The sequence below is a fragment of the Phytobacter sp. V91 genome, from assembly GCF_965644225.1.
GTDB lineage: Bacteria > Pseudomonadota > Gammaproteobacteria > Enterobacterales > Enterobacteriaceae > CBFFRJ01.
In genome coordinates, this window is the sequence record NZ_CBFFRJ010000150.1 from 1 (window position 1) to 11,518 (window position 11,518).

11 protein-coding genes are annotated in these 11,518 nt (G+C 55.4%); 6 read left to right on the forward strand and 5 right to left on the reverse strand.

The features are described from left to right. Positions 1 to 437: 437 nt before the first annotated feature. On the reverse strand, positions 438 to 890 hold the full coding sequence (locus tag ACSZO4_RS22080; RefSeq protein WP_437891209.1) for an acyltransferase: 453 nt from the start codon (positions 888 to 890) through the stop codon (positions 438 to 440). 15 nt (positions 891 to 905) lie between these two features. Beyond that, positions 906 to 1,418, reverse strand: coding sequence for an N-acetyltransferase family protein (locus tag ACSZO4_RS22085; RefSeq protein WP_437891201.1), 513 nt, complete (start codon positions 1,416 to 1,418; stop codon positions 906 to 908). A gap of 145 nt (positions 1,419 to 1,563) precedes the next feature. On the opposite strand from ACSZO4_RS22085, the gene psiE reads away from it, so the two are divergent. Continuing rightward, positions 1,564 to 1,977, forward strand: coding sequence for a phosphate-starvation-inducible protein PsiE (gene psiE / locus ACSZO4_RS22090; RefSeq protein WP_437891210.1), 414 nt, complete (start codon positions 1,564 to 1,566; stop codon positions 1,975 to 1,977). Between the two features lie 95 nt (positions 1,978 to 2,072). On the opposite strand, the gene malG is transcribed toward psiE, so the two are convergent. The 3 genes from malG to malE all read right to left on the reverse strand — a co-directional run bounded on the left by malG (position 2,073) and on the right by malE (position 5,843). After that, positions 2,073 to 2,963, reverse strand: coding sequence for a maltose ABC transporter permease MalG (gene malG / locus ACSZO4_RS22095; RefSeq protein WP_437891202.1), 891 nt, complete (start codon positions 2,961 to 2,963; stop codon positions 2,073 to 2,075). Positions 2,964 to 2,977: 14 nt separating this feature from the next. After that, entirely contained in the window at positions 2,978 to 4,522 is a 1,545-nt protein-coding gene (malF, locus tag ACSZO4_RS22100; RefSeq protein ID WP_437891203.1) for a maltose ABC transporter permease MalF, read from the reverse strand. A 130-nt stretch (positions 4,523 to 4,652) separates the two neighbouring features. Further along, positions 4,653 to 5,843 (reverse strand): maltose/maltodextrin ABC transporter substrate-binding protein MalE, encoded by a 1,191-nt coding sequence (gene malE / locus ACSZO4_RS22105; protein ID WP_437891204.1) that lies wholly within the window; start codon positions 5,841 to 5,843, stop codon positions 4,653 to 4,655. A 369-nt stretch (positions 5,844 to 6,212) separates the two neighbouring features. Here malE and malK point away from each other — a divergent pair, with 369 nt between their 5' ends. The 5 genes from malK to ubiA all read left to right on the forward strand — a co-directional run bounded on the left by malK (position 6,213) and on the right by ubiA (position 11,408). Then, complete coding sequence (gene malK, locus ACSZO4_RS22110) at positions 6,213 to 7,322, forward strand: maltose/maltodextrin ABC transporter ATP-binding protein MalK (protein WP_437891205.1); 1,110 nt, start codon at positions 6,213 to 6,215, stop codon at positions 7,320 to 7,322. A gap of 176 nt (positions 7,323 to 7,498) precedes the next feature. Continuing rightward, positions 7,499 to 8,785, forward strand: a complete 1,287-nt coding sequence (locus ACSZO4_RS22115) for a maltoporin (protein ID WP_437891211.1) — start codon at positions 7,499 to 7,501, stop codon at positions 8,783 to 8,785. A 107-nt stretch (positions 8,786 to 8,892) separates the two neighbouring features. After that, on the forward strand, positions 8,893 to 9,846 hold the full coding sequence (gene malM, locus ACSZO4_RS22120) for a maltose operon protein MalM (RefSeq protein WP_437891206.1): 954 nt from the start codon (positions 8,893 to 8,895) through the stop codon (positions 9,844 to 9,846). Between the two features lie 182 nt (positions 9,847 to 10,028). Then, complete coding sequence (gene ubiC / locus ACSZO4_RS22125; RefSeq protein WP_437891207.1) at positions 10,029 to 10,526, forward strand: chorismate lyase; 498 nt, start codon at positions 10,029 to 10,031, stop codon at positions 10,524 to 10,526. Positions 10,527 to 10,538: 12 nt separating this feature from the next. Next, positions 10,539 to 11,408, forward strand: a complete 870-nt coding sequence (gene ubiA / locus ACSZO4_RS22130) for a 4-hydroxybenzoate octaprenyltransferase (RefSeq protein ID WP_437891208.1) — start codon at positions 10,539 to 10,541, stop codon at positions 11,406 to 11,408. Positions 11,409 to 11,518 lie beyond the last annotated feature (110 nt).

Sequence of the window (11,518 nt, forward strand, 5' to 3'; positions counted from 1 at the left end):
GTAGCAGTGTACCCGCCTGGTGGCGGGTAACTGAAGTGACTTTAAACATACAAGGGTTAGGGTGAGGGGAAACATACGGCTGTAGTGGTTATCCCGTTCACTTTATGTTCCGTGCTTCTCTGTCGCGAGCGGACCGGTGAACGTGCCAGGGCGGTTCAAGCGCCACCGCCCTGGCGACCCGGGCTCTGGCTAAGAAAATCGCCGCTGGCGCGGTCCACTCAGCCCATTCCTTCAGGCTTATCGGGGACGGGCGAAGGTAACGTCCTGTAAAGTCGCCCTCGCCGCGCGTCCATGCGCGGCGCCCCGGCCTTACGGATACGCTTCGTCGATTTTCAGCCGGTTAAGGTCATCGCTGTTGCTATTTTATTCTCATAACGGCATGTTTTCGCTGAAAAACATGATATTAGTGGGGATCCCTCAATCCACAGGGTGAGGGTCTACAGCCTGCGCAAAAGCTTCACCGGATTCCCCGCATACACCCCTTTCTCGGTAATTGATTTTGTCACCACGCTCCCGGCGCCAATCACGACGCCATCGGCAATGCTCACCGCCAGAATGGTCGCGCCGCTGCCAATCGACACATCGTTACCCACCACAATTCGCCCCCAGCTTTCCCGGTCGGGGTTGGGTTTGCCCTCGCGAAACATATCATTGGCAAACATCACTCCATGGCCGATAAAGCAGTTTTCGCCAATCGTCACATACTCACAGATAAAAGTGTGAGACTGAATTTTACTGCCCTTGCCAATACGCGTATGCCCCTGAATTTCCACAAACGGGCCGACAAAAACATCATCTTCAAGCTCACAGTCATACAGATTCACCGGGGTGTAAATCCGCACATTTTCACCCTGCGCCACATTGCGGATCGCCGCCTGTCGAATATCCATAGTCATCCTGCTTCCTTAGATCGATTTGCCCAGAATATGCAGCGTGCTCTGCTGCGAGGGAGTGCTGAAAACCGTATCCTGGAGATGTTCCAGACCCTGGCGTTCGTAAAAGCGACGGGCCTGGTGGTTAGCTTCCAGCACTTCCAGCCAGAAAAAGCGTTCTCCGCGCGCTCTGGCTCGGTGGATGACATCATTAATCATCTGCTCGCCATAGCCTTTGCCAGTTGTCTGCGGCAGAAGGTAGAGCTTGTGCAGCAACGTCCCGGCAGGCCCTCCGGCGGTGACCTGCTGATGCCAGCTGAATTTAGCAAAGCCAACGGGGCCGGAGTCGTCACTGGCAATCAGCCAGCAGCAGCTGTCGTCCTGCAGACTTTGCTGTAGCGCAGACACGGAATATTCCTGTTCGAGAAAATTCGCCAGCTCGTCTTTTTCCTGCCACAAATGGGCGAAATGATGGTGATAGCTGGTACAGCCCATAGTGTGCAGCAGTGGGGCATCGCTGATCTGTGCCCTGTTGATGGTAAGCATAATGCTTTTGCTCCTTGTGCCGGTGTCCCTGAGGCGGCTATGTCATCATGGACCGGCACAAAATATAAGCAAATAATCTAGATCTGGATCACATTTTTACGTTATACAGAAAGCTCGCCACTGAGAATGAGGTGCCGGTATGACCATGCCATCGCTTACTGTTCGCCCGCGCGTTGAGTTTATCTCAATCGTTCTTCAGACCGTGCTGAATCTGGGCCTGCTGAGCCTGGGGCTGATTCTGGTCGTTTTTCTTGGCAAAGAGACGCTGCATCTGGCGGATGTGCTTTTTGCCCCCGAACAAACCAGCAAGTATGCGCTGGTGGAAGGACTGGTGGTCTATTTTCTCTACTTTGAATTTATCGCCCTGATCGTGAAGTACTTTCAGTCCGGTTTTCACTTTCCGCTACGCTACTTTATCTACATTGGGATCACGGCCATTGTGCGTCTGATCATCGTCGATCATAAAGCGCCGATGGACGTGCTGATCTACTCCGGGGCGATCCTGCTGCTGGTGATCACCCTGTGGTTATGTAACTCCAGGCGGCTGAAACGCGAATAAAAAAAGGCGCTCGAAAGAGCGCCGAAACAGGTAATAACAGTCACAAGTTAGGGTCAATATTCCAATGAGGACTACAGTGGCAGTAACGATGAAACTTAACCTTTTACCCCGCCCGCGGTCAGGCCGTTAACCAGCCAGCGCTGGGCGAGCAGGAAGACGGTAGTAATCGGGATGGCTGACAGCACCGCCGCTGCGGCGAAATCTCCCCACAGGTAGTTTTGCGGGTTGAGGTATTGCTGCATGCCCACCGCCAGGGTGTAGCTGTTCACATCGCGCAGCAACAGCGAGGCGACGGGTACTTCGGTAATTGCGGCAATAAACGACAGAATAAATACCACCGCCAGAATAGGCACTGACAGCGGCAGCAGCACCAGGCGGAAGGCCTGCCACGGGGTTGCGCCATCCAGCGCCGCGGCTTCTTCCAGTGAATTATCAATGGTTTCGAAATAGCCTTTTATCGTCCAGACATGCAGGGCGATCCCCCCCATATAGGCAAAGATCACCCCGCCGTGGGTGTTGAGGCCAATAAACGGAATGTACTGACCAAGGCGGTCAAACAGGGCGTACAGTGCGACCAGCGACAGAACCGCCGGGAACATCTGGAAAATCAACATGCCTTTAAGCAGCGTCGCTTTGCCGGGAAAACGCATACGGGCAAAGGCGTAGGCGCAGGTGGTGGAAAGCGCCACCACGCCCAGGGCGGTGATCGCGGCAATCTTAATGGAGTTCCACAGCCACAACATGACCGGGAACGGCGGCGGCGTAATGCGTCCGTCGGCGTGCTCGACGCTAAAGCCCAGCGCCAGCTTCCAGTGCTCCCAGGAGATGGTCTCCGGGATCAGGCTGCCGGTGGCGAAGTTCCCTTCTCGCAGGGAGATGGCGACAACCATCAGCAGGGGGAACATGATGGCGGCGATAAACGCCAGCAGCAGCACGTGGGTTATCAGTAATCTTAATTTTTGCGATTTTGCCTGGACCATAGCCATAATCACCGCGCTCCTTAGTCAAATTTCATTCGTGTGGCTTTCAGGTTAATGACGGCCAGCGCGCCGACCAGCAGGAAGATCAGGGTGGCAATGGCGGCGGCGAGACCAAAGTCCTGGCCGCCGCCGCCTTCAAAGGCGATACGCCAGGTGTAGCTGACCAGCAGATCGGTGTAACCGGCAGGCGTGGTCGTGCCTATGCGATCAGGCCCGCCGTTGGTCAACAGCTGAATCAACACGAAATTGTTAAAGTTAAAGGCGAAGCTGGCGATCATCAGCGGCGTCAACGGCTTAATCAGCAGCGGGAAGGTGATGCGGAAAAAGTTCTGCAATGGGCTGGCGCCATCCATTGCCGAGGCTTCGTATAAGTCGTCCGGAATGGCTTTCAGCAGCCCCATGCACAGGATCATCATGTACGGATAACCCAGCCAGGTGTTGACGATAATGATCATTGAACGCGCGGTTAGCGGATCGCTGAACCAGGCCGGTTTGATCCCAAACAGCGCACTCAGCAGCATGTTGATCTCGCCAAAGCTCTGGTTGAATAAGCCCTTGAAGATAAGGATCGAGATAAACGACGGCACCGCGTAGGGCAGGATCAGCAGCACACGGTAAAGGGCTTTGCCTTTCAGCGCTTCCCACTGGACCAGGCAGGCCAGCACCATGCCGACAGCGACGGTGAGTACCACGGTCAGCAGTGAGAAGAGTATTGTCCAGACGAAAATGGCGAAGAACGGCTTCTGGATCCCTTCATCGGTAAAGACGCGGGTGAAGTTATCCCAGCCAATGGTGACGGTATAGCCTGGACTGAGTTTTTCATCGCCCCAGCTGCTATCGGCATTGACGGCCTGATAAAAGCCGAGACTGTTATTCGGGCGATATTTCACCCCGCTTTGATTGTTGGTGAGGGTGCCATCGTCCGCCAGCGTATACAGCGGCGTGGTGCCGGAGAACTGGCGCAGGGAGCTCATCACCACATGACTGTTATCGGGCAGCACCGCGGTGAGCTGGTTTAACGCCGCCCGGTTCTGGGTAACATCACGCAGCGTTCCGCGCTCGCCCGCAGGCAGAGCGTCTGTTTGCGCTAAGGTGATCTTTTGTTCGCCGCCGAGTTTAAAGGCGTCTGAGAGATAATTTTTACCGCTTTCCCCGTCGGTCAGCCCCAGACGCCAGCCGCCTTCGGCCTGGAACAGCGCGAAGTTATAGCTTTTGCCTGCCTGGTAAGAACGGTCCATCAGCACCTGCTGAGCGCGCTCCTGGGTGAGCTGGTGGGTGCTGCTGTAGTTGGTGAAGGCGATGGCGATGGTACAAATCAGCGGGAACAGAACAAAGAGTCCCATTCCGGCGATGCCCGGGTAGACATAGCGCCAGGCGTAGGCTTTACGGTTGGCGAAAATATACAGGCCAACAGAGCTTAAAATCAGCGTCGTGATGGCAAACAGATATTCCCCTTGTGCGTACATTAAAACTACAAGGTATCCCACCAGTAAACCCAGCAGACCCATCACTGACCATTTCAGCGTGTCTCTTTGCCACCAGTGCTTCTTTTTAATGACATCCATGGGGTCATTTCCTCTACAGCGTTTGAGCTTTTCTCCCTCTCCTGGAGGAGAGGGCCGGGGTGAGGGCGTGTGGATATAGAAACCCTCACCCTAACCCTCCCCCAAAGGGAGAGGGAATTACTTCATTGCATTACTTCGTAATACGGCCCTGGGCGTCTTTCAGCGCGGCATCGACGGTCTGACGACCACTCACGGCGTTAATCACCGCAGTACGGGTGGCGTACCAGAAGGCAGCCATCTGCGGGATATTGGGCATGATTTCGCCTTTCTGGGCGTTATCCATGGTGGCTGCAATGCGTGGGTCTTTGGCTAACGTATCCTGGAAGGATTTCAGCGCCACCGCGCCGAGCGGCCTGTCCTTGTTCATTTCATCCAGACCCTGGTCGGTCAGCAGATAGTTTTCGAGGAACTCTTTCGCCAGCTCTTTGTTCGGGCTGGCCGCGTTGATACCGGCACTCAGCACGCCGACGAAGGGTTTCGAAGGTTTGCCTTTAAAGGTTGGCAGTGAGGCCACGCCGTAATTGATTTTGCTCTTATCAATGTTGGCCCATGCCCACGGCCCGTTGATGGTCAGGGCGGTTTCGCCTTTATTAAATGCAGCCTCAGCGATGGAGTAATCGGTGTCCGCATTCATGTGTTTGTCTTTAATCAGCTTAACCAGGAAGCCGAGTCCCGCTTTGGCGCCTGCGCTATCGACGCCAACGTCTTTCACGTCGTATTTGCCGTCGGCATATTTGAACGCGTAGCCACCGTCAGCGGCAATCAGCGGCCAGGTGAAGTACGGCTCTTGCAGGTTGAACATCAGCGCGCTCTTAGCTTTCGCTTTCAGCGCTTTATCCAGCGCCGGGATCTCTTCCCAAGTTTTCGGCTGGTTGGGTACGAGGTCTTTGTTGTAAATCAGCGAGAGGGATTCGACGGCGACCGGGTAGGCGATAAGTTTGCCGTTGTAACGCACTGCATCCCAGGTGAACGGGAACAATTTATCCTGGAAGGCTTTATCCGGCGCCACTTCTGCCAGCAGTCCTGACTGCGCGTAGCCGCCAAAACGGTCATGCGCCCAGAAGATAATGTCCGGGCCATCGCCAGTGGCGGCGACCTGCGGGAACTTCTCTTCCAGCTTGTCCGGGTGTTCAACGGTGACTTTAATACCGGTGTCTTTCTCGAATTTTTTACCCACCTCGGCCAGGCCGTTATAGCCTTTGTCGCCGTTGATCCAGATGACCAGCTTACCTTCTTCAATCTTTGCAAGAGCTGAAGCGGAGAACATCATCGTCGTCAGTGCAGACAATGCGAGGATGCGTGCGCCTGTTTTGAATTTCATATATCCCGTCCTTTAGGTGATGTGCTCGTGGATATGCAGAGTGGTTTGACGCCAGTCAGTCTCCTTTTTTAGCAAGCGCTTCTCATCCTCCTTACCCCTACGCCCCAGGGTTGAATTGTGTGATCCTTGTTACATAAACTTTCTTTATGTGTGTCTGCGCACATAAAAATGCCGCGTTTTTTGCAATCTGCATCACGAAAATAGCCTCAGCCCGCGAACGCCCTGCTCAGACTCGTCCCTCTCATCCTCCCGTCTCCTCCCCCATAAAAAAGCCAGGGGGTGGAGGATTTACCCCGTGTATGGATGCTCCATAGTCAGGTCAATCTTGAATGTGTCCATTAGTGACAGGTTGTAACGAAGGGAGAAGGCATGGCGAACGTACAGCTGCGTAATGTAACGAAAGCCTGGGGCGACGTTGTTGTCTCAAAAGAGATAGATCTCGACATCCACGAAGGTGAGTTCGTGGTGTTTGTCGGGCCTTCTGGCTGCGGTAAGTCAACGCTGCTGCGCATGATTGCCGGTCTGGAAACCATCACCAGCGGCGATCTCTTTATTGGTGATGTGCGCATGAACGATGTGCCGCCCGCCGAACGCGGCGTGGGGATGGTCTTTCAGTCTTACGCGCTCTATCCGCACCTTTCGGTGGCGGAAAACATGTCGTTTGGCCTGAAGCTGGCCGGTGCCAAAAAAGAGGTGATCCAGCAAAAGGTGACCCTGGTGGCTGAAGTGCTGCAACTGGCGCATCTGCTGGATCGTAAACCGAAAGCGCTCTCCGGCGGGCAGCGTCAACGCGTGGCGATTGGCCGTACGCTGGTGGCTGAACCCCGCGTCTTCCTGCTTGATGAACCCCTTTCGAACCTGGATGCGGCACTGCGCGTCCAGATGCGCATTGAGATTTCCCGTCTGCATAAGCGGCTGGGGCGCACGATGATCTACGTCACCCACGATCAGGTTGAAGCCATGACCCTGGCCGACAAAATCGTGGTGCTGGATGCCGGACGCGTGGCGCAAGTCGGTAAGCCGCTTGAGCTGTACCACTACCCCGCTGACCGCTTTGTGGCCGGGTTTATCGGCTCGCCCAAAATGAACTTCCTGCCAGTGAAAGTCACCGCCACGGCCATTGAACAGGTGCAGGTGGAACTGCCTAACCGCCAGCAGGTCTGGCTGCCTGTCGACAGCGCCAGCGTGCAGGTCGGCAGCAATATGTCGCTCGGTATTCGCCCGGAGCATCTGCTGCCCAGCGACATCGCGGATGTCACGCTGGAGGGCATCGTTCAGGTCGTCGAACAGCTCGGGCACGAAACGCAAATTCATATCCAGATCCCCGCCATCCGTCAGAACCTGGTCTACCGCCAGAACGACGTGGTGTTGGTAGAAGAGGGCGCCACATTCGCTATCGGTTTGCCACCGGAGCGTTGTCATCTTTTCCGTGAAGATGGCACCGCTTGTCGTCGGTTGCATAAAGAGCCGGGCGTTTAAGGTCCCCCATTAAAAAAGCAAAACGCTAAACCATTCGCGGCGGCATCAAGGCGGCAAGCGAATGAATCCTCGGGAGCGTACAGATAGTACGTGACCGGGGTGAAAGAGTGCAGCCAACGAAGAGGCAGTCCGAAGGGTGACGCGTTTAAAGAAAAGCAATGATCTCAGGAGATAGAATAATGACTACTCTGCGCAAACTTCCACTGGCTATCGCCATTACCGCAGGCATTTTGTCTGCGCAGGCGGGCGCCGTTGACTTCAAAGGTTACGCCCGTTCCGGCATCGGCTGGACCGGTAGCGGCGGCGAGCAACAATGTTTTGCAACGACAGGTACTAACGGTACTAAATATCGTCTTGGTAACGAATGCGAAACCTACGCTGAGCTGAAGCTGGGCCAGGAAGTCTGGAAAGAAGGCGATAAGAGCTTCTACTTCGATACCAACGTAGCCTACTCCGTATCGCAACAGAATGACTGGGAAAGCACCAGCCCGGCATTCCGTGAAGCCAACGTTCAGGGTAAAAACCTGATCGACGCGCTGCCGGGCGCCACCATCTGGGCCGGTAAACGCTTCTACCAGCGTCATGACGTGCACATGATCGACTTCTACTACTGGGACATTTCGGGTCCTGGCGCTGGCCTTGAAAACATCGACCTTGGCTTCGGTAAACTCTCCTTCGCCGCCACCCGTTCGTCTGAATCAGGTGGTTCTGGCACCTTCGCTGACCGTAACGCTGATGGCGATCGCGTTTATGACAACCTCGTGCCGAACGACGTCTTCGACGTCCGTTTAGCGGGTATGGAAATTAACCCAGGCGGCACCCTCGAGTTCGGCGTTGACTATGGTCACACCAATCTGCCGGACAAATATGATTTGGCGCCGGGCGCCTCCAAAGATGGCTGGATGTTCACCGCAGAACATACCCAGAGCATGCTGAAAGGCTTTAACAAGTTCGTGCTTCAGTACGCCACCGATTCCATGACCTCAAACGGCAAAGGGATCCCGCAGGGCGGTAGCATCAACAACAACGGCTCGCTGTGGCGCGTGCTCGATCATGGCGCCATCTCCCTTGGCGAGAACTGGGATCTGATGTACGTCGGTATGTACCAGAATATCGATCGTGACGATAACAACGGCACCAAGTGGTGGACCGTCGGCGTTCGTCCTATGTACAAATGGACGCCAATCATGAGCACCCTGATGGAAGTGGGCTACGACAACGTTAAGTCGCAGAAAACCAACGATAGCAACAATCAGTACAAAATCACCCTTGCTCAACAGTGGCAGGCGGGCGACAGCATCTGGTCGCGTCCGGCAATCCGTGTCTTCGCAACCTATGCGAAGTGGGATGAGAAATGGGGTTACGAAGATGGCGTTGCGATGCGTGACACCAGCGCAACCACCTTCAGCCGTGGTGACAACGATGAGTGGAGCTTCGGCGCCCAGATGGAAATCTGGTGGTGATACCCGGAATCTGAGGTCCTGAACCAGGAGGGGCGCAAGCCCCTCTATTCCTGGAGACAGCGCGCTATTGCCCGGCCACCGCTGGCTCACGTAAGAAGGTGATAACAATGAAAATGAAAAAAAATCTCATCGCCCTGTGTCTGTCTGCCGGACTGCTGACCGCAGCACCTGGGGTGAGCGTCGCAGATGTTAATATCGTTCCGCAAAATACCACTGCCGCACCGTCCATCCCGACCTCTGCGCTTTCGCAACTGCACTGGACGCCGGCCGATCAGAGTAAGACAGAATCCATATCCCTTGCCAGCGCAGGCCAGCGCCTGAACGTGGCGGGGATCAGCGGCCCGGTAGCGGCCTGGAGCGTTCCGGCCAATATTGGTGAGCTGACGTTGACTCTCACCAGCGAAGTCAGTAAACAGACCAGCGTGTTTGCCCCCAACGTATTGATCCTCGATCAAAACCTGGCGCCAGCGGCCTATTTCCCCAGTAGCTTCTTTACCTATCAGGCGCCTGGCGTGATGAGCGCCGACAGGCTTGAAGGGGTGATGCGCCTGACGCCTGCTCTTGGTCAGCAGAAAATTTATGTGCTGGTGTTTACCACCGAAAAAGATTTACAGCAAACCACGCAGCTGATGGATCCCGCCAAGTCCTATGCCAAAGGCGCCGGGAATGCGGTTCCGGATATTCCTGACCCCATCGCCCGCCATACAACGGACGGGATGCTGAAACTGAAAGTGAAAACCAACAGCGGATCCAGCGTGCTGGTGGGGCCGCTGTTTGGTTCCTCAGGCCCAGGTCCTGTCACCGTGGGGAACACGGCGGCGCCCGCAACGGCCTATAGCGCACCGGTAGCGGCACCCGCGGCTGCTGCTGCGACGCCTGCGCCTGCGGTGAAGAGCGAACCGATGCTCAATGACACCGAAAGCTTCTACAATCGGGCCATTAAAGAGGCCATCGCGAAAGGTGATGTTGATAAGGCCCTGAAATTACTCAATGAAGCTGAACGTCTTGGATCCACATCCGCCCGAAGTACTTTTATCAGCAGTGTAAAAGGCAAGGGGTAACTCTCTCCCCGCAATGCTGATGCTTGCAACACCTGGTGCGTCGCCTGACGCACCCTTTTTTCCCGGCGCAACGGGCGCTGTTGCACAGCTGTTGCGCCGATGAAAACTGAATGAAGTTTCCCCGCACGAGGCTGTCTGTTCTGCGATACAATGTTGTGACGTAATGTATTGGAGAGTCAGGCATGTCACACCCCGCGCTTACGCAATTGCGTGCGCTGCGCTATTTTGCCGCACTTCCTGCGCTTGATCCGCAACTGCTCGACTGGCTGTTGCTGGAAGATTCCATGACCAAACGTTTTGAGCAACTGGGTAAGCGTGTGACGGTTTCCGTCATACAGGAAGCGTTCGTGACGGCTGAATCCGTAGAGAATGAACGCCACCTGCTGCCCGATGATAATCGTTTCTGGCTACGGGAAATCCTGCTGTGTGCCGATGGAGAACCCTGGCTTGCCGGGCGTACGGTGGTGCCTGAATCCACCTTGACAGGCCCGGAGCTGGCTTTGCAAACTCTTGGCACCACGCCGCTTGGGCGCTACCTCTTTACATCATCGACTCTCACGCGAGATTTTATTGAAGTCGGTCAGAGCGCGTCGCAGTGGGGACGCCGCTCCCGCCTGCGTCTGGGTGGAAAACCGCTGTTGTTGACTGAACTGTTTTTACCTGCATCACCGCTGTATTAAGAGGAAAGAAGAATGGAGTGGAGTCTCACGCAGAATAAGCTGCTGGCCTTTCATCGGCTTATGCGTACGGATAAGCCCATTGGCGCATTGCTACTGCTCTGGCCAACTCTGTGGGCGCTCTGGGTGGCGACGCCGGGCGTACCGCCGCTGTGGATCCTGCTGGTGTTTGTGGCGGGCGTCTGGCTGATGCGCGCGGCAGGCTGTGTGGTCAATGATTACGCCGATCGCAAGTTCGATGGCCACGTCAAACGCACCGCCAACCGGCCTATGCCAAGCGGCGCGGTCAGCGAAAATGAAGCTCGGGTGTTGTTTGTGGTGCTGGTGCTGCTGGCATTTGCGCTGGTGCTGACCCTTAACACCATGACCATTTTGCTCTCCGTCGCCGCCCTGGCGCTGGCTTGGGTCTACCCGTTTATGAAGCGCTATACCCACCTGCCGCAGGTGGTGCTGGGTGCCGCCTTTGGCTGGTCCATCCCGATGGCGTTTGCGGCAGTCAGCGAGTCGGTGCCGCTGAGTTGCTGGATCCTGTTCCTCGCCAATATTTTGTGGGCGGTGGCCTACGATACCCAGTATGCGATGGTGGACCGGGACGATGACCTGAAGATTGGTATCAAATCGACGGCCATTCTGTTTGGACGCCATGACAAGCTGATCATCGGTATTTTACAGATTGCGGTGCTCGGGTTGATGGCGATGGTCGGGGTGCTCAACAGTTTAAACTGGCACTTCTACTGGTCGGTGATCCTGGCCGGCGGGTTGTTTGTTTATCAGCAAAAGCTGATTGCCGGACGTGACCGCGACGCTTGCTTTAAGGCGTTTATGAACAATAACTATGTGGGGCTGGTGCTGTTTTTGGGGCTGGCATCCAGTTACTGGATATAAAAGCAAAACGGCTTGCCGTTTTTAGTGTTTGCTCCCTTGTATGTTTAAAGTCACTTCAGTTACCCGCCACCAGGCGGGTACACTGCTACCGTGTTTGACCTGATGCCACA

Coding starts and splice junctions, on each gene's coding strand:
- malF (WP_437891203.1), bottom strand. CDS start 4,522: ATGGATGTCATTAAAAAGAAGCACTGGTGGCAAAGAGACACGCTGAAA.
- malE (WP_437891204.1), bottom strand. CDS start 5,843: ATGAAATTCAAAACAGGCGCACGCATCCTCGCATTGTCTGCACTGACG.
- ubiC (WP_437891207.1), top strand. CDS start 10,029: ATGTCACACCCCGCGCTTACGCAATTGCGTGCGCTGCGCTATTTTGCC.
- ACSZO4_RS22085 (WP_437891201.1), bottom strand. CDS start 1,418: ATGCTTACCATCAACAGGGCACAGATCAGCGATGCCCCACTGCTGCAC.
- malG (WP_437891202.1), bottom strand. CDS start 2,963: ATGGCTATGGTCCAGGCAAAATCGCAAAAATTAAGATTACTGATAACC.
- malM (WP_437891206.1), top strand. CDS start 8,893: ATGAAAATGAAAAAAAATCTCATCGCCCTGTGTCTGTCTGCCGGACTG.
- ubiA (WP_437891208.1), top strand. CDS start 10,539: ATGGAGTGGAGTCTCACGCAGAATAAGCTGCTGGCCTTTCATCGGCTT.
- malK (WP_437891205.1), top strand. CDS start 6,213: ATGGCGAACGTACAGCTGCGTAATGTAACGAAAGCCTGGGGCGACGTT.
- ACSZO4_RS22080 (WP_437891209.1), bottom strand. CDS start 890: ATGGATATTCGACAGGCGGCGATCCGCAATGTGGCGCAGGGTGAAAAT.
- psiE (WP_437891210.1), top strand. CDS start 1,564: ATGCCATCGCTTACTGTTCGCCCGCGCGTTGAGTTTATCTCAATCGTT.